Here is a 23,340-nt window from a genome sequence, read left to right on the forward strand (position 1 = left end):
AGATATGAATCTCATCATTTCCATCATACGGACCCTATTTCGGCATCGTTGGCTGATACTGATAGGGACCACTCTCTTCACATTACTGGTCATTTATTACACACGCCATATGCGAGGCGGGTATGATGTGAAAGCAACCCTTTACACAGGAGTCGCTTCGGGCTACAACCTCGAAAGTGACAAACGCACCGATTGGGCAACCGTGCAGAACTCCATGGACAACCTCATCAGTATCATGCAGGCCGAAAGTACGCTGAAAAGAGTCAGTCTGCGATTGTTCGCCCGCATACTGATCAAAGGAAATCCTGAAAAAGAGAATGACGGAATCACCCCTGCCAGCTACAACTACACATACAACCATCTGAAAAACAGCCCTCCGGGAGACGAGATACTGAAACTGATCGACAAATCGAGCGAAGATAAGACAGTAGCCAATCTGGAAGCATATATGCGCCCGCACAAGGACAATTACATCTACGGGCTCTTTTATTATTCCCATCCCTATTACAGCTACAGTGCTCTGAAAAACGTAAAGGTACAGCGCCGCCTCACCAGTGACCTGCTGGACATCAGCTATACTTCCGGTGATCCGGGCATCGCCTACAACACCGTAAGTATCCTGATGCACGAGTTTGTCGAGGAATACCGCCGTATCCGTTACGGAGAGACGGACAAAGTGATCAAGTATTTCGAAGAAGAGCTGAAACGTATCGGCAAGCAACTGAGGGCGGAAGAAGAAGACCTGACGAAGTATAATGTACAAAAACGCATTATCAACTACCTCGACGAGACCAAGGAAATAGCCGCCATCAGCAAGGAATTCGAGCTGAGAGAACAGGATGCGCTTTTCGCATTCAACAGCACCGCGTCCATGCTCAAAGAGTTGGAAAAACACATGGACAGCAACGCCAGGCAAGTACTGAGAAACATGGAATTCGTAGACAAGCTGCGCGAAGCCTCCAACATCACCGGCAAGATATCGGAAGCCGAAGCAATGACCGATTCCAACAAGAAAGACCTCCATTCGCTGGAAGGAGACAAAAAGCGGTTGAACGAGCTTAAACAAGAACTGAACGCCCTGACCACCTCATACGTAGGTCACAAATATACCAAAGAAGGTGCGTCGCGCACCAATATCATCGACCAATGGCTGGAACAGACATTGCTCTACGAGAAGGCGAAAGCCGAACTGAAAATCGTACAAAGCGCCCGTCGCGACTTGAACAACCGTTACGTATTCTTCGCACCTGTGGGTACCACCATCAAGCAGAAAGAACGTAGCATCAACTTCACGGAACGCAGCTACCTGACCGTCCTGCAAAGTTACAACGAAGCTTTATTGAGGAAAAAGAATCTGGAGATGACCTCCGCCACGCTGAAAGTCCTCAATGAGCCTACCTATCCGATCGGAGCCAACTCAACCAACCGGAAACAGATCGTCATAGCAGCCTGTGTTGCCATCTTCGTGATTATCATAGCTTTGCTGGTATTGGTAGAATTGCTTGACAGAACACTGCGTGACGCCAGCCGCACCCTGCGGGTGACGGGATATAGGGTGATAGGTGCCGTTCCCAGCCTTTCGACCGCCCGCTACGGAGGACTGACCAGAACGTACATACAACTTTCCGTAAGAGAGCTGACCAACTCCCTGCTCCGCTTCCTGACCAAGCGGAAATCCCCCGGTGTGTTTATCATCAACCTGTTCGGCACCAGCGAGGATTCCGGAGAAGACATAATCGGGACACTGATCTGCGGATTCATGCAAAGCCGCAAACTGAACACGAAGTTCATCTGCTACAATAAAGATTTTGACATCGCATCCACCCAATACCTGCTTGCAAGGAACGTCACGGATTTCTATACGCCGCAAGGAGAAGACGTACTGATCGTCGCCTATCCTCCTCTGTCAAAGAGCAGCATATCGAGTGCCCTGTTGCATGACGCCAACGCCAATATACTGGTGACTCCGGCCAATCGCGGATGGAAAACGATAGACAAGCAACTATGCGAGCAGCTCATGTTGCAGCTGGGCAAGAGCAATGTGCCTTTCCGCATCTGCCTGACCAACGCCAGCCGTGAAGCCGCCGAAGACTTCACCGGACAGTTGCCGCCATACACCCTGTTGCGCAGGTTCAGTTATCACTTCAGCCAGTTGTCATTGACAGAAAAAATCATATTCAACCTCAGAAGAAAAGCAAAGGAAGCAGAAGACGAGGACGATGACGAATAGGAACACTACTTTCCATATCCTGCTTGCCGCACAATTCGCGCTAATAGCGGTAAGTATGCTTGTAAACGTCAAGACAGGGCTGTTCTCAATGGTTCTTATCTTGTTGCTCACTACCGTTTGCCTGATACAGCTCAGTAACGGCAAGTCCACCGAATGGAAGCGCGGGCAAAACATCATGACCTGGCTGTTCATCGTCTGGCTGTTGTACTATATCATGGAGATCATGAACCCCAACTGCGTGTTGGAGGCATGGAACATCAACATCACGCCCTACGCGCTCATTCCCCTGATATGCGCATTTGTCGTTCCGGTCGTCATACGTACCAAGAAAGACATAGAACTGCTATTGCTCGTATGGTCCGTGTTCGTCATCATCTTCACCCTCAAAGGATACTGGCAGAAAAATCACGGTTTCAGCACCAAAGACCTTTACTTCCTGCACGTTCTCGGCGGTGCGCGAACCCACATCATCTGGTCGGGCATACGATACTTTTCCTGTTTTTCGGACGCGGCAAACTACGGTGTGCACTCAGCGATGGCAGCCGTCACCTTCTCCATCTCCGCATTCTTTGTCGACTCCAGATGGAAGCGCCTCTATTTCCTTTTTATAGCCTTGTGCGGTATCTACGGCATGGGTATTTCCGGAACCCGTTCCGCTATGGGAGTGCTCATGGGCGGCATGCTGATGATTACTATCATAGCCAAGAACTGGAAAGCGTTGCTAGGGGGAATATTCATATCTATCGGCATTTTCGTATTTTTCTATTACACCAATATCGGGAGCGGCAACCAGTATATCCATAAGATGCGTTCCTCCTTCCATCCCACCGAAGACGCCTCCTACCTCGTGCGTGTCGAAAACCGCCAGCGGATGAAGGAGCTGATGGCAAGGAAACCGATAGGCTACGGAATCGGGCTGGCCAAAGCGGGAAACTTCGATTCGAAAGAACAAATGCCTTATCCACCCGACTCATGGCTGATTACCGTCTGGGTGGAAACCGGAATTGTGGGGCTGATACTTTATCTTGCCATACACGGCACTCTCTTCGCCTGGTGTTCATGGCTCCTGATGTTCAAAGTACGCAATAAGAATCTACGAGGACTGGCGGCGGCATGGCTTTGCATGAATGCCGGACTCTTCATTGCCGCCTACGTCAACGACGTGATGCAATATCCCAACCAACTGACTGTATACACAGGCTTCGCCCTCTGCCTCGCCGCACCTTATATAGACAAACACATCGGTGAGGAGCCGGAGGAAAATGAAGATCCGGAGGAAAGTGAGAAACAAGAACCGCACCTGATTAAAGAACCAAACGAATAAAAAAAATGACAGACAACCACCGGACGGACATATCATTTATCACGATCTGCTACAATGGTTTCAAAGACACTTGCGAGCTGATAGAATCGTTACAGGAGAAACTGCATTCCGTAACCTACGAGATCATTGTGGTAGACAACGCCTCGCGCGAAGACGAGGCTGCCAAGATATCCAGACTATACCCCTCAGTCATCGCCATCCGCAGCGAGGTAAACAGAGGATTCTCCGGCGGCAATAACATCGGAATCCGTGCGGCAAGAGGAAAATACCTCTTCTTCATTAACAACGACACCTATATCGAGTCAGACGCAATCTCCTGCCTGGTAGAACGGCTGGAAAGCCGTCCCGAAATCGGAGGCGTATCGCCGAAAATACGTTTCGCTTTCCCGCCGCAGCACATACAGTTCGCAGGCTTCACCCCCTTGTCGCGAATCACGTTACGTAACCATATGTTGGGGTTCGGCTGTCCCGATGACGGGAAATACGACACTCCCCACCCCACTCCCTACCTGCATGGCGCAGCCATGATGATCAAACGTGAGGTAGTCGAGAAAGCGGGGATGATGCCTGAGATCTTTTTCCTGTACTACGAAGAGCTGGACTGGAGCACAAGCATGACACGTGCCGGCTACGAGCTATGGTACGAGCCCCGCTGCACGGTCTTCCACAAAGAAAGCCAGAGTACCGGACAACTCAGCCAGCTGCGTACCTATTATCTGACCCGTAACCGCCTGCTCTACGCCCGCCGCAACCTGAGGGGAGCCGCACGTCTAGGCTCCGTGCTCTATCAAAGCACTGTCGCAGCCTTGAAGAACGGTCTGCTCTATGCTTTAAAAGGACGCTTCGATCTCTTCCTGGCCGTCTGCAGAGGCGTCAATTCAGGACTGATCCTTCCGTCGGCCACCAAAGAAACAAAAGAACAAAAAAACGAATACTATGAACATCATTGACTGGGTTCTCTACATCCCCCTCACGCTATGCGTATGCTACTTGCTGCTTTACGCCATCGCTTCCAAGTTCTACCGGGCTCCCCAATATCCCGAAGCCCGTACGCTCCGGCACATTGCCGTGCTATTCCCCGCCTACAAGGAAGACCGTGTGATACTCTCTTCGGTCCGCAGTTTTCTCGAGCAGGACTATCCGAAGGAGTTGTTCGACCTTGTCGTCATTTCCGACCAGATGCAACCGGAAACGAACGAAGCCTTACGCACGCTCCCCATCCGGCTACTGATGGCGGATTACACGGAAAGCTCCAAAGCCAAAGCGCTGGCTATGGCCATGAACAACATCGACACCGATCTCTATGACATAGTGGTTATCATGGACGCCGACAACGTGACCGTCCCCGAATTCCTGTCCTGCATCAACCGTGCGTTCGACAGTGGCGTAAGATCCATACAGGCTCACCGGACAGGTAAGAATCTGAACACCGATATTTCCATTCTGGACAGCGCGAGCGAAGAGATCAACAACGGCTTCTTCCGCAGCGGGCACAACGCGCTCGGACTTTCCGCCGGGTTATCCGGCTCGGGAATGGCCTTTGATGCAAAATGGTTTCAACAGAATGTGCAATACCTGCAAACGGCAGGCGAAGACAAAGAACTGGAATCCATGCTGTTGCAGCAGCGGATCCATACAGTCTATCTGAACGACCTCCCTGTGTTCGATGAGAAGACACAGAAAAAAGAAGCGATCAGCAACCAGCGCAAACGTTGGATAGCGGCGCAGTTCGGAGCACTCCGCGCTTCGTTGCCCCACCTGCCGAAAGCCCTGCTGCAAGGCAATATAGACTATTGCGACAAGATATTCCAATGGATGCTGCCTCCCCGCCTGATACAGCTGGCAGGAGTGTTCGGACTGACTTTCGTTTTCACCGTTATCGGTCTTGTCATGAGCCTGCGCAATGGAGGAAATGAATGGACGATGGCCATCAAATGGTGGATTCTGTCGGTAGCACAGGTCTCCGCCATGATTCTACCCGTACCGGGAGGGCAACTGTTTACCAAAGAGGTAGGGAAAGCCATCATGAAGGTACCCATGCTGGCTGTCACCATGACAGGCAATTTATTCAAACTTAAAGGAGCAAATAAGAAGTTCATCCATACAGAGCACGGTGAACATCACTCTCATTCATAAACACATTATCCCAAACAAGAAGCAATGAAAATAGCCATTGAAGCACAGCGCATCTTCCGCCCCAACAAACATGGAATGGATTTCGTCGCTCTTGAAACAATCCGTGAGTTACAGAAGATGGATCACGAAAACGAGTATTTCATTTTCGTCAGTCCCGGTGAAGACAAATGCCTGAAGAGTTCGGAGAATATGCACGTCATCGAACTGAAATGCCCTACCTATCCGCTGTGGGAACAGGTGGCTCTTCCGCGAGCGGTGAAGCGCATCCGCCCCGACTTGTTGCATTGTACCAGCAATACGGCTCCGTTGAACTGCCCCGTGCCGTTGGTGCTGACGCTGCACGACATCATTTATCTGGAGAAACGCCAATCGTCCAGCCTGTCGCTATATCAGGAGATGGGATGGCATTACCGCCGCCTGGTAGTGCCCCGCATACTCCCCAAATGCAAGAAAATCATTACAGTTTCCCAGTTTGAACGTCAGCGTATCCTCGATGCTCTGCACCTGTCCGACGAACAGTTGGTTGCCGTATACAACGGATTCAACAGCCATTTCCATCTTCAGCCCAAAGCTCCGGAAATCACCCGGAAGTATATAGATGCGGACGAATATCTCTTTTTCTTGGGAAATACTGATCCGAAAAAGAATACGCCGCGAGTGCTGAAAGCGTACAGTGACTATCTGAAACGTTCGCAGAAGAAGCTCCCGCTGCTCATAGCCGATCTCAAGGAAGACGCTATCGACCGGATACTGGGGGAAGAGAAGATTACGGACATCAAAGGCTACCTCCGTTTTCCCGGATACATTGCGAACACCGACCTTCCGGCACTGTATAGCGGTGCATTCGCATTCCTTTATCCTTCTCTTCGCGAGAGTTTCGGTATCCCTATGCTCGAAGCAATGGCCTGCGGTACGCCTGTCATTGCCGGAAACACTTCGGCAATGCCCGAAATAGCGGGTGAAGGGGCTTTGCTGGCTGATCCGTTCAGTTCGGAGGACATCACGGCGAAGATTCTTCAGCTGGAAGGAGATGCGGAATTTTACCGGCAACAAGCGGACTGCGGAGTGGAGCGCAGCAAACTGTTCTCATGGAAGAACAGTGCGAAAGCATTGCTCGATATTTATAGGAATATGGCGTTAGAAAAGCACGTATAACCGTATCGCTGGGCAAAGCTCTGATTTATGGAAAAAGATCGAATCTCTTTTGTGGATATTTCTGCATTTGCAACAATCTCTTTTCTATCTTTTTCCATTTGAAAGGTGCAGAGCCCAGCATTCTTATAGGTTCGTCAAAATTAATATCTTCCCAATATGTAAGGGCCTTCAGAGGCATGATTACATTTGCTTTATATTTATGTTCATAGGCCTCCAGCATTTCTCCCAATGAAAGCAAAGTGGAGAGATAGGCCAAATCGATAAAGTCCTTTATACGAGTGCCGTTGCCCGCAATAGCATTCAGTTTCATAGCAGCAATATCGACAGGAGAAGCCAAACGGATAACATCTTCCTCAACACACGGAGACAACCAAGGATATTGGTGCGAAATACAGTCTATCTGGACCCCTCTAATTTCCCCTTTCAGCGTACTTCTGGAAATAAAATCCAACTCTAAATCATAATTTTCCACCAAATAGGAAGACAGTTCGGATTCATCGAACGACAAATCTGAGAACAAATCCAAATCAACACTTATACGATGCCCCAACTGCAAGGATAATGAAGTTCCACCCACCAATACAAAGTGTTTGAGTCGGCAGTCTTTCATTAACGTTGTCAAGAGTTCCAATGTTGAGGGTGAGACAGTTTCCTTGTGTAACATTTTAAATCCTCCTTTTTTAAGTCAAACACGGCACAGACAAAAGAAATGTCTTTCGCGTTCATTGTCGGAATTTCCTTGATACTTTCCTTTACTCCTTCCACTCCATACCTATTTAAGATGGCAAAGAAATCATCTTTCCGCCCCCGTTCAATCACCCGCTGAACGACCAGCGTACGCATCTTCTCCCAATCAAAACGTGACATATCATACTCCCAAAATAGGGACTGACGTATCTGCGCATCTGTATGTTGCTTATAATTGTCGAAAAACATCCTCATCAAAATTAGATTTCCTATCAACAAAGTAACAAATAAAATTCCACTTTTCCTCATTTGAAAAAGAAAATATATAAAAAGACTTGCAACACCGGTATTCAGCTACCAGTGTTGCAAGTCTTGTTTTCCATTCTACTCTTGACCGGAGAAGAAGTCGGATTCTTTCACCTCAAAGCACGGACACGCCTTAATCCACTCTTCCGGCTCTATCTCTCCGTTTCCGTTCAGGTCGGGGCTCAAGTCACGATGACCGCAGACACGGCAACCGGGATAATCACGCAGCAACGCGAGAACGAGCACACGCATGGAATGAATCTGCCACTCGGTACGGGTATCGGCGGGACGACCGTGACAATCCAGCCCACCCTCATAACAGATGCCAATCGAACGGGCGTTATAGCCACGCACGTGAGCTCCGATACGTTCTATTTCACGGGTAGACTTGATGTCGCCATTTTTTCGGATATAAAAATGATACCCCACACCGTTGAAACCACGACGGCGATGGCACACGTCCAGGTCGTCTTCCGTGAAATCCCTGTCCGCCCTAGTGGCGGAACAGTGGATCACAATCAGGTCAATCTTCCTCATCAACCTGTCCTTTCATTCTTTTAGCTTTTCTCTTTCTGCGAAAGAAAAACAACACTTCCAATACAACTTCCAAGATTTTGTCAACCATAGCTTTGCATTTTTAATTGATTATTTATTCACTGAATACTGAAACATCGGAGATCCTGCAGGATTGCTCCGTAAGACAGTTCTGCGGAATATATCTGTAGAACATCCCCGCCGGATTACTCCGCCGGATCCGGAGCTTCCCCATTGTTATCTCCGTCCTCTCCTCCGCCAGAACCGTCCGGACTGCTGCCATCACCTCCCGCAGCGTTCTTCTTATCCGAGAGCAACTCAAACACCATATTATTATCTCCGCCACGAGTAGTGGCCGTACTGTCGTTTGCCAGTCTGAGGGAATTGTCGACTTTGAAACGAAGATTGACACGGGTAATGCTTTTCACGGTGCAGTCTTTCTCCAATTCCACACCGGGACAGGTCAGCGTGGTATAGAAGATTCCCAACCCCTCCACTTTCACTTTATTGCCTGCCACAAGGACTTTCTTCATCGCGCGGACAAAGGATTTCATGACGTGCGACACATCCTCCACCGAAAGCGAACCGATCGTTTCGATTTCGCGCGCCAGCGCCTCTATTGAATAGATTTTTGACTCCCCCGACTTAGGTTTGAGGGCAAATACCATCGGCGAATCCGCATCGCTGATTCGTTTTCTGCGCTTATAGCGCACCACTGTAACTGTTGCCATAAAAATTGTTGTTTCTACGAAAAGAAGGACATTCTTCCTTTCTGTTGGTACAACAAAAGTACGACAACCGAAAGACGGATTAACGGATTACACCGGACTAGGAGGGATTAGAAAGGATTAAAAAAGGATAACAAGGAATAAGAGCAAAAAAACAGTTTTTTTTAAGCTGTGCGCTCACTTCTTACCAATTGCTCCACAGCATTAATGAATGCTTCCGCACGCGGACGAAGCACATCCACCAGAGCAGCGTCACAATAGGCAAAGTCACCATAGTCGCTACTATGGCGTTTATCAAAAAGCAAACCGAAAGTTGTACTATGTTCCAAATCAAGCAAACCCGTCCGGACAAAATGCATTGAAAGTTGTGTTTTTACTCCATTATGGGTATTAGCCTCAATATGACGGTTCAACAACAGAGCAGACGCGGCATAATAACAAGCATAATACAGCCGATTGACCGTTGCGTTAAAATAGTCTCCCGTACGTAATAAATCCGCTTCTCCTAACGTCTGCCTAGCCCGTTCCAAACGATAATCCACCATAGCGGTGCGGGTTTCATCATCCAATTGTTCTTTCATAACACAATGCCTTCCCGATTAATGTTAAGTGTCAGTGGTGTAGTAATATTTTCCCATACACGTTTCAACACGACCAATGTATTAATAGCTACCCCCGTTTGCGCTTCCAGTTCGCTTAAAGGACGGCGCAAAGTAAGCTCGGTTTCCGGTGTCAGTTCCTTCTCATCCACTACGATAAGCAAGTCTATATCAGAATCATGCCGGGCTTCCCCACGAGCTTCCGAGCCATAAAGTATGGTACGTGCCGTAGGCGCTATGCGATGCATTGTCTCTGCAATACGATGAACAATATCTGTACGTTTCATAAGCTATTTTCCTCCTCTCCCACAAAGTTAAGAAAAGAATAGCTAAAACCTATATTTTCTTTCATTTTCTTTTTATCTCATCCCCAAAAACAGCCTGAACAGCTTGGCAAATCCGGTAAAAAAGCGTAACTTTACACTCTATAAATACGGACTAAAAACAATCAGAAAATGAAGACAGATGCAGAGCCGACCGATGACGAAAAGAAAGAGAAAACATTTGAATACCGAAGCTACGGAAAAGGGGAGCTTGCCATGTTGTACCTCCCCGACATACAACAACAGAGTGCGGTAGACCGTTTCAACAAATGGATAGCCGCCGCTCCGGGACTGAAAGAACGACTCATCGCCACCGGCATGAATCCCCGAAGCAGAAGCTATACCCCCGCACAAGTACGGCTAATCGTAGAAGTACTGCAAGAACCTTGAGTACGAGTACCGCAAGAACCCTGAGTACGACTACTGCAAGAACCTTGAGTACGACTACTGCAAGAACCCTGAGTACGAGTGCGCTTACGACTCAAACAGCTCCTTATCCGGCAGCCAGCAACTGGAGTCGAACGTCACACCTCCGACGCGCTGTTCTACGGGAACAGCCGGATCATGCGATTCCACGCACGGCAGGTACCGCCCGCTCACGGGATCATACGCGAAAGTCACCATCCCACCCATTCCGAGATGTTTGAACTTCACCTTATCCACATACACACGGGTCACCCCCACCCCCTTGTCACGTTCCACCACAATACCATAATCCGCCTTATTGAAGAAATCGGCAGAGCCGTTGATATCATACATCTCCACGCGCGGAGTAGTGTTCGTCACCGGGTTACGGTTCATCTTGCGCGGATGGGCGACAAGCACCACCAGGCAATTATGCTGCACCGCAAATTCCGTAATCATATTCAGGAAATTGGAAAGATACTGCGTCTCCGTCTGTCCCGGCTGCGGAGTGTGGTCAAGCCGGTTGAGCGGGTCGATCACCAGAATACGGCACCCCCGCCGCACCACCAGCTCGTGCGCCTTCGCAAGCACCCGCTCCGGCGTGGCGTTCCCCTTCAGAGAGATATGCGACACGTTATCGGTAAGAAACTCCTCCGACCGCATCAGCAGCCCTTCCGAAATGCCGCACCCCTTCTGGAAACGGTGTCCGGTCAGCTTCTCCACCAACTTTCGGATGTGATAGACAATCGGCGTATTCTCCGGACTGAAAAAAGCGATCTTCCACTGATGGCGCAGACAAAGCCGCAACACCAGCTCATCGAGCCACTCCGATTTTCCCGCACCCGGCACTCCCGTGAGGATGATAAGCCTCCCCCGTTCGTAAGTGCAGATCTTGTCCATTTCCTCCCAGCCGGTTTCCGCGCCCGGTCCGAAACCATTCTCAAAAAGAGCAAGCAGGTCGCTGTGCAGGTCGGTGGCCGTAAACACCCCTTCGAGCGGAACCTCCGCTGCCTGCTCGATGGCTACCCGCAGACTGGCAACCCCGTATTTGCACAGATGCTCGTTCGCATCCTTGCAGCCGGGCCCGTACGCCACCACACGGCAACGCTCGGCACCCAAACGGTTGATCAATTCGTCACGCAGTTGCAGTCCGGCTGAATCGGTATCGACGGCAATGATAACCTCCGTCAAATCCTCGAAATGCGTCTCCATGAAACGGTCGAGCCAGGACAAGTTCGAGTTGGCTCCGGCAGGGACGGAAATCACGCTCTTGAATCCGGCGGCAAGGGAAGAGGCGGCATCCAGTTCGCCTTCGTGGATGATGCAGGAAGTCTGTCCGAGCACGGAGTCGATGTTGTAGGGAATCAGTTCGGCACCCTGAACCATCTTGAAATGCTTCGCGTCCACACTACGGAATTTCGTGTTGACCAGTTGTCCGTCCTCGAAATAGTTGAAGCAGACGCAACGCTCCTTCTGACCGGATTGCGGCATGAATTCCTCCTGTTCCGTGATGCGCAGTCCGGCGATGACGCCCTGCGGGATGCAACGTGTCTCCACCAGCCAACGTTCTACAGATTCGGAAAGCGTAGTCCGTGCCGGATCGAACACCGGACGCTGGAAATGACGGGGAACGGCTGCCGCACGACGCTGGCGGGCAGCACGCTGTTCGGCTTTCTCACGCTCTTCCGCTTCGTCGGGGACGTAAAAGTCCGCCCCGCAATGATAACAGTGACAATGCCCCGTATCAACGTTGACACGCAGCGAACGGTCGCGTTTGTTGTGGCGCGTGGCCTGACATTTATTACAAACAGTTTTCACTACGCCGCTTGTCCTCCGACGGACATCGACATCGTAACTGGCAAAATTTCTCATAACTTGCTTTATTTTTAAATGAATAATTATATTTCCCACACACAGGGAAAGGAAGACAAACGCTTCGTGTAGAACACGGAGAGATTGATACTTTCAAATACGGGATGAACCGCTTTCGGACGTGGGATGAATGACGCTCAAGCGTGGGATGAATGACATTCAAGCGTGGGATGAACGGCACTCAGACGTGGGATGAATGGTGTTCAGACGTGGGATGAATGGTGTCCAGACGTAGGATGAACTAATGCCCCCATCTTTTGTGCGCATCATCCCACACCGCCGAGTTGTCGGGTCTTGGCGGTGCGCTGTCGGGAATAAGACGTCCCAGATACATCCGTTTTCCATCCACAACACTTTCAAAACGGCTCACATCCCTGCTCTCCCGCTCCTTGATTTCCCGCATCAACTCTTCGCGCAGCATACGGCAAGTAGGCGATCCGGCAGCGATATAATTGGAAAAATAGCGTTTCACGTCCTCAAAGAAGAGCAAGCCGCTCTCTTTTCCGTAGAGAAGGATATGCTTTTTGAACAGACCGATAATCTGCTGCTGATGGTCGATAAAAAGCCGTCCCAGACCGGAACGCTGCCCCGCCAGCTCCATATACAAGCGTGAGTCGGCAAGCCGGTCTACCAGCGTTTCCCAAGACAGCACCGGCTGCAACGGTTGCTGCCCCTCCTCATCCACCGCCCGAATCCTCATTCCCCTTCCAACAGGAACGGAAGAAGCAGTTCGGACTTCCGAAGTTTCCGAAGTCCCCGTAGCAGAAATCTTCTCCTCCGTTTCCGGAATAACCGTCATCTCCGAAGTCCTCGAAGTTCTCGAACTCTCCGAACTCCCCGAAGTTCTCGAACTCTCCGAAGCCCTCGAACTCCCCGAATTCCCCGTAGCAGCCGCAGCAGGAATCTCCGCCACAACCGTAACAGCGTCAGCAGCTCCTCCCGCGAGGGTATTGCTGCTGTTGTTTACAACAGGAGTAATACCTATCTTCTCCTCTTCTCTCCTCTCTTGGGTTTCGTTGGGTTTTCGCCCTTTGGTGGCGGGCGTTTCAGCGCATTTCGCACGCTTCTTCGGGCGCCCTCCTTTTTTACCGTTTTCGGTATCCATTCTCCACTTTTCCTCAAGCCTTTGCATCACCCGGTCGAGATACGGAGCCCGGAACGTCTGCCGCTCCTCGTCCACCTCAAAAAGATTATAATCATGGAGCACCTTTTCCAGCATATCCAACTCAAGGTCATGCCGCCGCGCGAACGCCCTCAACAGAAGCGGAGTGCACGACGCCTCATAATTATCTTTCGTGCGCAGGTGCAACAGCAACATCACATAAATGCCGAGCGCTTCCGCCGCATCCAGTTCCGACATCATACCGGCGATATTATCGTCATTCAGCAAATTTACTTCCAGATTAAAATACTGATCCTTCTTCATTATTCTTTCTATTTTAATAAATTATTCACGAAAATCATCCTTTTCGGACGAGCTAACTCAGTGAGCGCAAAGGTATTTTAAATGTTTCGGTTACACTTGTTGAAAAAAACAGAGGGCTATTACGATTCTTTTAACAACCTTTGCAGCAATATAATAACCATAAATAAAAATGTTTTTTAAATGAAAATGAAGTCAAATGTCATCCTGAATGACGACAAAGTAATCAAAGAGAGATTGAAATATTGTGTCCACATCACGTTAGGACGTTTTCTGAACATCCAGCGCACCGTATCGCCCCTGTCGCACGAGAAAGTGGCGGGACAGACCACCATCAATTCCAGCACGACATGGAACATGGAACAAGTCCGGAATTACAGCATATTATCGTACGCGCAAGTGATCTACACGCATTTCATAGCCTTGAAGTGCAATTTCTACGTCCTGCATCTCTCAAAGGCGATGATCAAAGCGATTCAAAACGGGCAGTGCGTCATCATCAAAACCGTAGATCCCGACGAACTGGACGATTACCTTCCCGGCGAAATCCTCCTCGAACAGCACCCCGACGCGGAAGAACTGGAGCGGAGGACAAAGGCGAGAGAGGCGTTACTGAGCAAATCCATGCACCTGCGGATAAGCAAAAGTCAAGAACAGGAAAAGGAAAATGAAAAGAAGAAAAAGGGAAAAGGAAAGAAAAAAGAACAGGAAAAGAAGAAAAAAGAGAAAGATAAAGGAAATAAGGGAAAAAAGAAATCGGAAAAACAGAGAAAGTTATCATAAGTTTACTACCTTTGTAGCACAAGAAGGATACAAAAGCAAGGACATGAACGATTGTGAAGAGACGAATGGCAAGGCAATAAAAGCGCTCATAGTATTCAGAGAAATAAGTGATACGGACAATCTGTTCGCTCCTATTCTATGCGATGCTATCCGCATGACGGGTATTGACGTACGATGTTCCAAAGAAGCATTTTGGGAATCAGACACGGCGTATGACATCATACACTTCCAATGGCCGGAAGAAGTAGTAGGCTGGAACTGCGACGACCCCGACGTGATACGCCGGCTCGAAGAGCGCATCCGTTTCTTCCGTTCGCGCGGGGCGCATTTCGTCTACACGCGGCACAATGTGCGCCCGCACTACGCAAACGACATCATCAGCCGCGCCTACGACATCATCGAGACGCAAAGCGACATCGTGGTACACATGGGACATTTCAGCGCGGATGACTTTGCCGCCAGATACCCCCAAAGCCGGAATGTCGTCATTCTCCACCATATCTATGAATATACCTATCAGGAGGACATCAGCGAGGCGCGCGCACGCCAATATCTCAATCTGCCGCAGAACGCGTTCATCGTCACCGCCTTCGGCAAATTCCGCAACCGGGAAGAGATACGCATGGTGCTCGGAGCATTCCATGCATGGAAACGGCCGCATAAACTGCTGCTCGCTCCCCGTCTCTACCCTTTCTCCAGACGCAACAGGTACGGCAAGAACTTCCTCAAGAGATGGCTCTCGCGCTTCGGCTACTACGTGGTCAGGCCCCTGCTCAACCGCTGGCTGCATCTGAGAGCCGGAGGCAACGACGACCTGGTGGACAGTTGCGACCTACCTTATTATATAGCAGCTTCGGACCTGGTAATGATTCCACGCAAAGATATCCTGAATTCCGGCAACATCCCCCTCGCCTTCCTCTACCACAAAGTGGTGGTGGGTCCGGACACGGGGAATAACGGCGAGCTGCTGGCCATCACCGGAAACCCCTCGTTCGACCCCGACGACCGGGAAGATATCGTCCACGCGCTCGAAACCGGCGCACGGTATGCCGCTTACGAACACGGGGAGGCAAACTACGACTACGCCATCGACAACATGAATATCAAAAAAACGGGACGCGAGTATGCACAAGTCTATAAAGACGCGATAAATGGCAGGTAATCTCAAAAGTCAGCTGTTCTCCGGAGTATTCTACACGGCGCTCGCCAAATACAGCGGTGTAGTCATCTCGCTTGTGGTGGCGGGTGTACTGGCACGCCTGCTCTCGCCGGACGACTTCGGCATTGTGGCGATAGCCACCGTAATCATCGCCTTCTTCAACCTGTTCACGGACATGGGTGTATCCCCCGCCATCGTGCAGCACAAGACGCTGACACGGGAGGAATTGTCGGATATTTTCTCGTTCACCGTGTGGACCGGCATAGGCATAAGCGCCCTCTTCTTCGCCGCGTCATGGCTGATAGCCGGTTATTACAACAGCGACATCCTGCGGACACTGTGCCAGCTGCTGTCCGTCAACCTGTTTTTCGCTTCCGCCACCATCGTGCCGGGGGCTTTGTTCTACCGCAACAAGGAGTTCAAGTTCATTGCCGTGCGGAGCTTCGTCATTCAGATTTCGGCAGGGGCGGCAGCCGTCACCGCAGCACTCTGCGGAGCGGGACTGTATGCGCTGATTATCAACCCGATCGTATCCGGCATACTGATATTCGCCATCTCCTACCAACGCTATCCGCAACGCCTGCGCCTCACGCTGGGGCTGACGGTGCTGCGCAAGATATTCTCCTATTCCGCCTACCAGTTCCTGTTCAATGTCATCAACTATTTCAGCCGCAACCTTGACAAGCTGCTGATCGGCAAATACATGGGAATGTCCGACTTGGGATACTACGAAAAATCTTACCGTCTGATGATGCTTCCCCTGCAGAACATCACACAAGTGATCACCCCCGTGATGCACCCGATATTCAGCGATTTTCAAGACGACAAAAGGAAGCTCGCCACCTCCTACGAACGGATCCTGCGCTTTCTCGCCTTCATCGGACTGCCGCTCAGCGTGCTGCTCTTTTTCACGGCGGAGGAAGTGACGCTGATCATCTTCGGCGACCAATGGCTGCCGTCCGTACCCGTTTTCCGGATTCTGTCACTGTCCGTAGGGATTCAGATCATACTGTCTTCTTCCGGCTCCATCTTCCAGGCGGCGGGCGACACGAAGAGCCTGTTCGTGTGCGGACTGTTCTCGTCCGCGCTCAACGTGGCGGGCATGCTGCTCGGAATCTTCTATTTCGGCACGCTGACGGCAGTGGCAAGCTGCATCGCCGTCACGTTCACCGTCAACTTCGCGCAATGCTACTGGCAGATGTACCGGGTGACTTTCCGGCGAAGCGTCCTGCCGTTCGTCCGTCAGCTCCTTTCTCCGCTGGCGGTAAGCCTGCTGATGGCGGTCATTCTCCTGCCGATACAGTACGCAACGGAAGGAATTAATATTTTTCTTACAATAATTGTAAAAAGTATAGTAAGTTTTACTATCTTTGGGGGATATATACAAGTTACGCGGGAGTACGACCTCTTTGGGAAAATACGAAGCATGGCGGGAAAAAGAAAATAAATGAACGGAATAGACAACATACATCAAGACAAAGAGCACGCATGAAAGCCTTATTTCTGATATTTCACGGTTTCGACAAAGCAAACGGAATCAGCAAGAAGATACATTACCAAGTAAAGGCCCTCAAGAAGTGCGGCGCGGATGTTCGCTTGTGTTACTACGACACCACGCCCTTCGGCAACCGGAGGCTGATGATCGGCGACGAGGTGATGGCCGATTTCGGCAAAGGGACGATGGCGAAGTTGCTGAAACGTGTCTACTACTCGCCTATCGTGAAGTATGCGCAGCGGGAGAAGATCGACTTTGTGTACATCCGTTCCTATCACAACGCCAACCCTTTCACGCTGCGGCTGGTGGAACGCCTGAAAAAGACGGGGGCGAAAGTGGCGGTGGAGATACCGACATATCCTTACGATCAGGAGTACATCTCATGGTCTATGAGGGCTTCGCTCGCTGTGGACCGCTGTTTCCGCCACCGGATGGCGAAGCTGCTGGACGGCATCGTGACTTTCTCCAACGCGGAAACGATTTTCGGAGGCAGGACGATCCGGATTTCCAACGGGATCGATTTCGACGCTACCCCGATGCGGAGCGGACAGAACGACACTTCGCACGAGCTGCACCTGATCGGTGTGGCGGAGGTGCACTATTGGCACGGGTTCGACCGCCTGGTACGGGGCCTCGCGGAGTATTACCGGACGAATCCGGAATATAAGGTTTATTTCCATATCGTAGGTCCGCTGTCGGGCGAACGGGAACGGGAGGAGATTCTTCCCGTGATACGCGACCATCATCTGGAGGAGTACGTGATTCTGCACGGACCCCTGCACGGAGAGGAACTCGATGAGCAGTTTGAACGCGCGGACTTTGCCATCGGCAGTCTGGGACGCCACCGGAGCGGTATCACGGAAATCAAGACACTGAAAAACCGGGAGTACGCGGCACGCGGGTTTGCCTTCACTTACTCGGAGACGGATGCGGATTTTGACGCTATGCCGTATGTGTGGAAGGTGCCTGCGGACGAGTCGGCGGTGGACGTCCCGAAGCTGATTGCGTTTCAACGGTCGTTGAAGGCTTCGCCGGTTGAGATCCGGGAGTCGGTCCGCCCGCTGTCATGGAAAGCACAGATGCAAAAGGTGATTGAGGAGGTAGGACTTAAAAAAACAACTGATGAATAAACAATTAAGAATAGCCTACTGCATTCCTTCGCTTTATTATCCCAGCGGTATGGAACGGGCACTGACTCTGAAAGCGAATTACTTTGCAGAGCATTTCGGCTATGACATACATATTATCCTGACGGACGGAAAAGGGAAAGAGCCTTACTATCCGCTGCATCCGTCCATCACGCTTCATCAACTCAGTATCAATTACGACGAAATGTACGGGCGTTCATTGCTGAAACGTATTTCGGGATATTCGAAGAAACAGCGGCTTTACAAGAAGCGGCTGAACGAGTGCCTTTGCGAAATCCGTCCGGATATCACGGTGTCTCTGCTGCGGCGTGAGATCAACTTCATCTGCGATATGAAGGACGGCAGTGTCAAGCTGGGAGAAATCCATTTCAACAAGTCCAACTACCGCGAGTTCACCGACAACCGCCTTCCCGGATTCGTGCAGCGGATGGTGAAGCAGTATTGGATGCGGCAACTGATCCGGCAACTGCGGAAAGTGCGCTATTTCGTCGTGCTGAGCAACGAGGACGCAGCCGAATGGACGGAACTGGACAACGTGAAGGTGATTCACAACCCGCTTCCTTTCCTCCCCGACCAACAGTCGGACGGCACGCAAAAACAGGTGATTGCCGTAGGAAGGTATATGCCGCAGAAAGGATTCGACCGCCTCGTGAGTGCCTGGCGCATCGTCAGCCGGAAACATCCGGACTGGACGCTGTCGATCTACGGGGACGGTATGCGCGAGCAACTCCAACGGCAGGTGGATGAGGAAGGGGTGGCTTCGAGTTGCCTGCTCAAACACACGGTGCAGAATATCGTGGATAAGTATTGTGAGAGTTCTGTCTTTGTCCTGTCCTCGCGCTATGAGGGGTTCGGAATGGTCATCATCGAGGCTATGGCGTGCGGGGTGCCCCCCGTTTCGTTCACGTGCCCGTGCGGACCGAGAGACATTATCGCAGACGGCCGCGACGGGTTGCTGGTGGAGAACGGTGACATCGAGGGACTGGCGGAGAAGATCTGTTATCTGATTGAGCATGAGGACCTGCGCAGGAAGATGGGACGGCAGGCACGGGTGGATGTGGAACGTTTCAGGATCGAGCATATCGCGGAGCAATGGAAAGAGTTGTTCGAGGAGGCTTTGGAAAAATAAACAGATAAGCGGTACGATAAATAAATCAGGAAGTGAGTTATGGGAGTTTGGTATAAGAAATATTTGCAGGTGTACGAGAGACCGTTTGCGGAAGCTCCCCAAGCAGTGGTGGAGGAAGTGAGGCAGAAGATCGCCGGGCTTCAGAGCGAGAATCCGGTGGTTACCGTCTCGCTGATAGGCTACAACGAGGAAAAACATCTGCTGGCTTGTCTGTGGTCGCTGAGCGAGATGCAGTGCAAGTATCCCGTAGAGATCATCGGGGTGGATAATGAATCGAAGGACCGCACGGCGGAGATTTTTCAGGCGTGCGGCGTACCTTATTATACGGAGACGCAGCATAGTTGCGGTTTTGCCCGCCTTTGCGGGCTGAACCACGCACGGGGGAAGTATCACATCAACATTGATTCGGACACGATGTACCCGCCCAAGTATGTGGAGACGATGGTGGATGCGCTGGAGCGTCCGGGCGTTGTCGGGGTAAGCTCGCTATGGAGCTATATTCCGGACGAGGAGCATTCCCGGTGGGGACTGAAGCTGTATGAGGCTACCCGAGATTTGCATCTGTGGCTGCAATCGTTCAAGCGTCCGGAGCTAAGTGTGCGGGGGCTGGTGTTCGCTTACCGCACGGATTTGGCACGGAAAACGGGCATCCGCACAGACATCATCCGGGGCGAGGACGGGTATCTGGCGCTGCAACTGAAACAGTTCGGGAAAATCGCTTTTGTGAGAAAACGCCGCGCGCGTGCCGTCACGGGGTATGGCACGGTGGGAGCCGACGGATCGCTGTTCAACAGTTTCAAGGTTCGTGTGGCCAACGGGCTGAGGGGGCTCGGAGGACTGTTCACCAAGAAGAAGGAATATAAGGATGAGGAGAGCAATCTCGTGAAAAAGAAGAACTGAAAGCACGTATTAATTAAAGAAGCCTGTATGGAGTATATAATATGAACAAGAAAACCGGAACTTTATTGAGGCAACTGGCATTCCCCATGCTGCTGATGCTGTTGTGCTATATCAATCTTCAATATATGCACTACACGGTTCTTATGGACAAGTATTCCCTTACCACGTTCTCATACGTGGAGAATATTTTCCATACGCTTGCCGACGTATGCCTGTTTTTCTTCCTCCCACTTTTCCTGATCAAAAAGAAGACATATCTTTTCTTTATTCCCTATGCCCTCATCACGCTTCTTACTATTGTCAACGTGCTGTACAGCAGATTCTTCTATACGTATATGCCACCTGTATTGTATGGCGAGGTCAATAATCTGGGAGGGATTTCTGCCAGCGTGCTGTCTATGTTCAGGTGGAGCGACATTACGATAGTGATAACGGCCGTAGCGGGCATATTGTTTTACAAGGCTTATCATGTCGGCTACTACGGCATTGCAGACAAGGTACGGAGAATCGTCTCCGCCTGCATACTGGGAACTGCCGTCCTCATCATCGGGGTGCTGGTGAGTATTGCCACTATACATTGGTCGTCATTGAAATATAAGTATATACACCCATTCAAGAACAGCCCGACAGAGTGTATCTTCAAGTTCGGCATTCTGTATGGAACCGCTATGCAGTTTATCTCCAACAACAAGCAGGATTATGATCCGAAAGACTTTGCCAGACTCGAGCCTCTTTTTAATGCAGCCGGATACTGCACCGGACAACCGAAGAAAAATATCATCTTCATCCTGGTGGAGTCGTTTCTGGCATTTCCCACAAGCATGAGCATAGGCGGTGTGGAGATCACCCCTACCCTCAACAGACTGGTGAGAGAGGGGGCATATTACAATAAGAATATGACCTCACTGATCCAGCTGGGCGAATCCAGTGACGGGCAGTTCACCTATTTGAACGGACTCTTACCCAAAAAGAGAGGGGTAACTGTTTATGATTATTTTGATAATACGTTTGAGTCTATCCCCAAATTACTGAAAAGAAAGAGTCCGGAAACAGAGTGCCGGATGGTGATTCCTACGTCGTCGAAAATGTGGAGGCAGGACGGGATATGTATACGGTATGGATTTGACAGACTCTATTCGAGAAAGGAATATGCGCTGAAGGAATGTGATGACAGTTGGCTGAATGACAAGCTGCTCTTCGAGTATGCGGCAAGCATCGACAAAACGGGCAAGCAGCCTTTCTTCTCGATGATCCTCACTTCGTCTACGCACTCGCCTTACAAGAAGATGTTCGAGGAATATGCCATTCCTTTTCCGGAATCGTACTCCGATGAATTGAAAGTGTATTTGTCTGATATACATTATATGGATAAGTATTTGGGCAAGTACATTGATTTCTTGAAGGCAAACCATCTCTATGACAATTCGCTGATTATAATTGCCAGCGACCATTCAATTTCCAACGACTGGCTAAAATTGAAGGAGGAAGATAGTGCTTATTCAAAAATTCCGTTGTATATTGTGAACGCTCCGCAGAAAATCAACCAAAGAAGCGATCTGGCTATCTCACAAGCCGACCTGTTTCCCACGATTCTGGATTTGGCGGGCATTGACTCGCAATGGAGGGGTGTAGGCAACAGCCTGCTTCGTCCCGACTCGGTGATGGATAGCGAAAGAGAAAAACTGAGGGTCCTGCATAGGGAGGAGATCTCTGATATTATATTGGATAGTGACTATTTTAAAATAAAATAACGCATAACTATGAACGACGACACACCTGCTCTTTGTCTCGAAATTCTTTTCTGGTTTGCCCTGTTCGTTGTGTTCTACACGTATCTGGGCTACGGAATCCTGCTTTACATCCTTGTCAAGCTGAAAGAGTTTTTCGTGAAACCGGTGAGACACCCGCTCCCGGCAACGGAGGGGGAACTGCCGGAGGTGACGCTGTTTATCACGGCTTTCAACGAAGAGGAGGTGGTGGACGAGAAGATGGAGAACTGCCTTGAACTGGACTATCCTGCGGATAAGCTGCACATCGTCTGGGTGACGGACGGCAGCAATGACGGGACGAACGAACGCTTGCAGACACGCTGGCAGGGAAAGGCGACGGTGCATTTCCAACCGCTCCGGCAAGGCAAGACGGCTGCGATGACACGCGGAATGACGCTTGTAGACACACCGCTCGTTGTCTTCACGGACGCCAATACGATGGTGAACCGGGAAGCGATACGGGAGATTGTACTCGCTTTTCAGGATCCGAAAGTGGGATGCGTGGCGGGAGAAAAACGGATTGCCGTGCAGACGAAGGACGGGGCTGCCGCCGGTGGCGAAGGGATTTACTGGAAGTATGAGTCGACGCTGAAAGCGTTGGACGCACGGCTATATTCGGCGGTGGGGGCTGCGGGTGAACTGTTTGCCGTACGCCGCGAACTGTTCGAGGCGATGGAACCGGACACATTGCTCGACGACTTCATCCTATCGCTGCGCATCACGATGAAGGGGTACACGATTGCTTACCGCACCAATGCCTACGCCATCGAAAGCGGTTCGGCGGATATGAGGGAGGAGGAAAAAAGAAAGGTGCGCATCGCTGCGGGAGGATTGCAGTCTATCTGGCGGCTGCGCCCATTGCTGAACCCGTTCCGCTACGGGGTGCTCAGCTTTCAATATACGTCGCACCGGGTGTTGAGGTGGTCGGTCACTCCGTTCCTGCTGTTCGCACTCCTGCCGCTGAACGTGGCGATTCTGCTGTCGGGCGGTCCGACGGTATTCTACGGGGTGCTGCTTGGGATGCAGCTCCTCTTCTACGGGTTGGGATATTGGGGCTATTATCTGTCTGCCAGGCAGATTAAGAACAAGATACTCTTCATCCCTTATTATTTTCTTTTTATGAATATCAATGTGTTGAAAGGGATCCGTTATCTGAAGAAGAAAAAAGGAAACGGAGCGTGGGAAAAAGCGAAACGGTCGGAGAAGTAAAAACAATTTGAGATATCTTTTGTTAT

Annotated in this window: 22 protein-coding genes; 14 read left to right on the forward strand and 8 right to left on the reverse strand. The window is 50.5% G+C overall.

Going from position 1 to position 23,340, the window contains the following annotated elements; genetic code table 11:
* The first annotated feature begins 4 nt into the window (after positions 1-4).
* The 5 genes from H8S63_RS02335 to H8S63_RS02355 are packed head-to-tail and all read left to right on the forward strand — an operon-like array spanning position 5 to position 6,845.
* Positions 5-2,230 carry a hypothetical protein gene (locus H8S63_RS02335; RefSeq protein ID WP_186925613.1) on the forward strand — a complete coding sequence of 742 codons (2,226 nt, stop codon included), beginning with the start codon at positions 5-7 and terminating at the stop codon, positions 2,228-2,230.
* Positions 2,220-3,554, forward strand: coding sequence for an O-antigen ligase (locus H8S63_RS02340; RefSeq protein ID WP_186925614.1), 1,335 nt, complete (start codon positions 2,220-2,222; stop codon positions 3,552-3,554). The genes H8S63_RS02335 and H8S63_RS02340 overlap by 11 nt, the downstream gene beginning before the upstream one ends.
* 5 nt (positions 3,555-3,559) lie before the next feature.
* Positions 3,560-4,504: a glycosyltransferase family 2 protein gene (locus H8S63_RS02345; RefSeq protein ID WP_186925615.1), complete on the forward strand. Its 945-nt coding sequence runs from the start codon at positions 3,560-3,562 to the stop codon at positions 4,502-4,504.
* Entirely contained in the window at positions 4,491-5,690 is a 1,200-nt protein-coding gene (locus tag H8S63_RS02350; RefSeq protein ID WP_022275103.1) for a glycosyltransferase family 2 protein, read from the forward strand. Before H8S63_RS02345 ends, H8S63_RS02350 begins: the two co-directional genes overlap by 14 nt.
* A 24-nt stretch (positions 5,691-5,714) precedes the next feature.
* On the forward strand, positions 5,715-6,845 hold the full coding sequence (locus H8S63_RS02355) for a glycosyltransferase family 1 protein (protein ID WP_022275102.1): 1,131 nt from the start codon (positions 5,715-5,717) through the stop codon (positions 6,843-6,845).
* Positions 6,846-6,870: 25 nt separating this feature from the next.
* Here the strand turns inward: H8S63_RS02355 and H8S63_RS02360 are convergent, their stop codons facing one another.
* The 6 genes from H8S63_RS02360 to H8S63_RS02385 all read right to left on the reverse strand — a co-directional run bounded on the left by H8S63_RS02360 (position 6,871) and on the right by H8S63_RS02385 (position 9,986).
* Complete coding sequence (locus tag H8S63_RS02360; RefSeq protein WP_032839571.1) at positions 6,871-7,509, reverse strand: nucleotidyl transferase AbiEii/AbiGii toxin family protein; 639 nt, start codon at positions 7,507-7,509, stop codon at positions 6,871-6,873.
* Positions 7,464-7,787, reverse strand: coding sequence for a hypothetical protein (locus tag H8S63_RS02365; RefSeq protein WP_032839590.1), 324 nt, complete (start codon positions 7,785-7,787; stop codon positions 7,464-7,466). Before H8S63_RS02365 ends, H8S63_RS02360 begins: the two co-directional genes overlap by 46 nt.
* A gap of 129 nt (positions 7,788-7,916) precedes the next feature.
* On the reverse strand, positions 7,917-8,375 hold the full coding sequence (locus tag H8S63_RS02370) for an N-acetylmuramoyl-L-alanine amidase (RefSeq protein ID WP_186925616.1): 459 nt from the start codon (positions 8,373-8,375) through the stop codon (positions 7,917-7,919).
* 203 nt (positions 8,376-8,578) lie between these two features.
* On the reverse strand, positions 8,579-9,103 hold the full coding sequence (locus tag H8S63_RS02375; protein WP_186925617.1) for a DNA-binding protein: 525 nt from the start codon (positions 9,101-9,103) through the stop codon (positions 8,579-8,581).
* 161 nt (positions 9,104-9,264) lie between these two features.
* The gene (locus H8S63_RS02380) at positions 9,265-9,681 is read right to left on the reverse strand and encodes a HEPN domain-containing protein (RefSeq protein ID WP_186925618.1); all 417 of its coding nucleotides are present in this window, start codon (positions 9,679-9,681) and stop codon (positions 9,265-9,267) included.
* Complete coding sequence (locus tag H8S63_RS02385; protein ID WP_007753256.1) at positions 9,678-9,986, reverse strand: nucleotidyltransferase domain-containing protein; 309 nt, start codon at positions 9,984-9,986, stop codon at positions 9,678-9,680. Before H8S63_RS02385 ends, H8S63_RS02380 begins: the two co-directional genes overlap by 4 nt.
* A gap of 168 nt (positions 9,987-10,154) precedes the next feature.
* On the opposite strand from H8S63_RS02385, the gene H8S63_RS02390 reads away from it, so the two are divergent.
* The gene (locus H8S63_RS02390) at positions 10,155-10,412 is read left to right on the forward strand and encodes a DUF4248 domain-containing protein (protein ID WP_007753257.1); all 258 of its coding nucleotides are present in this window, start codon (positions 10,155-10,157) and stop codon (positions 10,410-10,412) included.
* An 84-nt stretch (positions 10,413-10,496) separates the two neighbouring features.
* Here H8S63_RS02390 and H8S63_RS02395 read toward each other — a convergent pair whose 3' ends face one another.
* Both H8S63_RS02395 and H8S63_RS02400 read right to left on the reverse strand, forming a co-directional pair.
* Positions 10,497-12,299 carry a bifunctional DNA primase/helicase gene (locus H8S63_RS02395; protein WP_055279510.1) on the reverse strand — a complete coding sequence of 601 codons (1,803 nt, stop codon included), beginning with the start codon at positions 12,297-12,299 and terminating at the stop codon, positions 10,497-10,499.
* Between the two features lie 241 nt (positions 12,300-12,540).
* A complete protein-coding gene (locus H8S63_RS02400; RefSeq protein WP_186925619.1) occupies positions 12,541-13,725 on the reverse strand; it encodes a Lin1244/Lin1753 domain-containing protein in 1,185 nt (394 codons plus the stop codon).
* A 180-nt stretch (positions 13,726-13,905) separates the two neighbouring features.
* Here H8S63_RS02400 and H8S63_RS02405 point away from each other — a divergent pair, with 180 nt between their 5' ends.
* Genes H8S63_RS02405 through H8S63_RS02440 form a run of 8 tightly spaced genes read left to right on the forward strand, consistent with a single transcriptional unit; the run spans position 13,906 to position 23,314 of the window.
* Positions 13,906-14,505 carry a hypothetical protein gene (locus H8S63_RS02405; RefSeq protein WP_229102183.1) on the forward strand — a complete coding sequence of 200 codons (600 nt, stop codon included), beginning with the start codon at positions 13,906-13,908 and terminating at the stop codon, positions 14,503-14,505.
* A 43-nt stretch (positions 14,506-14,548) separates the two neighbouring features.
* Entirely contained in the window at positions 14,549-15,667 is a 1,119-nt protein-coding gene (locus H8S63_RS02410) for a glycosyltransferase family 1 protein (RefSeq protein ID WP_186925686.1), read from the forward strand.
* Positions 15,657-17,111, forward strand: a complete 1,455-nt coding sequence (locus H8S63_RS02415; RefSeq protein ID WP_186925620.1) for a lipopolysaccharide biosynthesis protein — start codon at positions 15,657-15,659, stop codon at positions 17,109-17,111. Before H8S63_RS02410 ends, H8S63_RS02415 begins: the two co-directional genes overlap by 11 nt.
* Positions 17,112-17,152: 41 nt before the next feature.
* On the forward strand, positions 17,153-18,289 hold the full coding sequence (locus H8S63_RS02420; protein WP_186925621.1) for a glycosyltransferase family 4 protein: 1,137 nt from the start codon (positions 17,153-17,155) through the stop codon (positions 18,287-18,289).
* Entirely contained in the window at positions 18,282-19,436 is a 1,155-nt protein-coding gene (locus H8S63_RS02425; protein WP_186925622.1) for a glycosyltransferase family 4 protein, read from the forward strand. The genes H8S63_RS02420 and H8S63_RS02425 overlap by 8 nt, the downstream gene beginning before the upstream one ends.
* Before the next feature lie 39 nt (positions 19,437-19,475).
* A complete protein-coding gene (locus tag H8S63_RS02430; RefSeq protein ID WP_186925623.1) occupies positions 19,476-20,336 on the forward strand; it encodes a glycosyltransferase family A protein in 861 nt (286 codons plus the stop codon).
* Between the two features lie 41 nt (positions 20,337-20,377).
* Entirely contained in the window at positions 20,378-22,087 is a 1,710-nt protein-coding gene (locus tag H8S63_RS02435; RefSeq protein WP_186925624.1) for an LTA synthase family protein, read from the forward strand.
* 9 nt (positions 22,088-22,096) lie between these two features.
* Entirely contained in the window at positions 22,097-23,314 is a 1,218-nt protein-coding gene (locus H8S63_RS02440; protein WP_186925625.1) for a glycosyltransferase family 2 protein, read from the forward strand.
* The last annotated feature ends 26 nt before the right edge of the window (positions 23,315-23,340 follow it).

The sequence above is a fragment of the Bacteroides sp. NSJ-39 genome (assembly GCF_014287315.1).
GTDB classification, from domain to species: Bacteria; Bacteroidota; Bacteroidia; order Bacteroidales; family Bacteroidaceae; genus Bacteroides; species Bacteroides finegoldii.

Excerpts from the sequence above, each read along its gene's own strand:
- H8S63_RS02335 (WP_186925613.1), top strand. The coding sequence starts at position 5 with ATGAATCTCATCATTTCCATCATACGGACCCTATTTCGGCATCGTTGG.
- H8S63_RS02340 (WP_186925614.1), top strand. The coding sequence starts at position 2,220 with ATGACGAATAGGAACACTACTTTCCATATCCTGCTTGCCGCACAATTC.
- H8S63_RS02345 (WP_186925615.1), top strand. The coding sequence starts at position 3,560 with ATGACAGACAACCACCGGACGGACATATCATTTATCACGATCTGCTAC.
- H8S63_RS02350 (WP_022275103.1), top strand. The coding sequence starts at position 4,491 with ATGAACATCATTGACTGGGTTCTCTACATCCCCCTCACGCTATGCGTA.
- H8S63_RS02355 (WP_022275102.1), top strand. The coding sequence starts at position 5,715 with ATGAAAATAGCCATTGAAGCACAGCGCATCTTCCGCCCCAACAAACAT.
- H8S63_RS02360 (WP_032839571.1), bottom strand. The coding sequence starts at position 7,509 with ATGTTACACAAGGAAACTGTCTCACCCTCAACATTGGAACTCTTGACA.
- H8S63_RS02365 (WP_032839590.1), bottom strand. The coding sequence starts at position 7,787 with ATGAGGATGTTTTTCGACAATTATAAGCAACATACAGATGCGCAGATA.
- H8S63_RS02370 (WP_186925616.1), bottom strand. The coding sequence starts at position 8,375 with ATGAGGAAGATTGACCTGATTGTGATCCACTGTTCCGCCACTAGGGCG.
- H8S63_RS02375 (WP_186925617.1), bottom strand. The coding sequence starts at position 9,103 with ATGGCAACAGTTACAGTGGTGCGCTATAAGCGCAGAAAACGAATCAGC.
- H8S63_RS02380 (WP_186925618.1), bottom strand. The coding sequence starts at position 9,681 with ATGAAAGAACAATTGGATGATGAAACCCGCACCGCTATGGTGGATTAT.
- H8S63_RS02385 (WP_007753256.1), bottom strand. The coding sequence starts at position 9,986 with ATGAAACGTACAGATATTGTTCATCGTATTGCAGAGACAATGCATCGC.
- H8S63_RS02390 (WP_007753257.1), top strand. The coding sequence starts at position 10,155 with ATGAAGACAGATGCAGAGCCGACCGATGACGAAAAGAAAGAGAAAACA.
- H8S63_RS02395 (WP_055279510.1), bottom strand. The coding sequence starts at position 12,299 with ATGAGAAATTTTGCCAGTTACGATGTCGATGTCCGTCGGAGGACAAGC.
- H8S63_RS02400 (WP_186925619.1), bottom strand. The coding sequence starts at position 13,725 with ATGAAGAAGGATCAGTATTTTAATCTGGAAGTAAATTTGCTGAATGAC.
- H8S63_RS02405 (WP_229102183.1), top strand. The coding sequence starts at position 13,906 with ATGAAAATGAAGTCAAATGTCATCCTGAATGACGACAAAGTAATCAAA.
- H8S63_RS02410 (WP_186925686.1), top strand. The coding sequence starts at position 14,549 with ATGAACGATTGTGAAGAGACGAATGGCAAGGCAATAAAAGCGCTCATA.
- H8S63_RS02415 (WP_186925620.1), top strand. The coding sequence starts at position 15,657 with ATGGCAGGTAATCTCAAAAGTCAGCTGTTCTCCGGAGTATTCTACACG.
- H8S63_RS02420 (WP_186925621.1), top strand. The coding sequence starts at position 17,153 with ATGAAAGCCTTATTTCTGATATTTCACGGTTTCGACAAAGCAAACGGA.
- H8S63_RS02425 (WP_186925622.1), top strand. The coding sequence starts at position 18,282 with ATGAATAAACAATTAAGAATAGCCTACTGCATTCCTTCGCTTTATTAT.
- H8S63_RS02430 (WP_186925623.1), top strand. The coding sequence starts at position 19,476 with ATGGGAGTTTGGTATAAGAAATATTTGCAGGTGTACGAGAGACCGTTT.
- H8S63_RS02435 (WP_186925624.1), top strand. The coding sequence starts at position 20,378 with ATGAACAAGAAAACCGGAACTTTATTGAGGCAACTGGCATTCCCCATG.
- H8S63_RS02440 (WP_186925625.1), top strand. The coding sequence starts at position 22,097 with ATGAACGACGACACACCTGCTCTTTGTCTCGAAATTCTTTTCTGGTTT.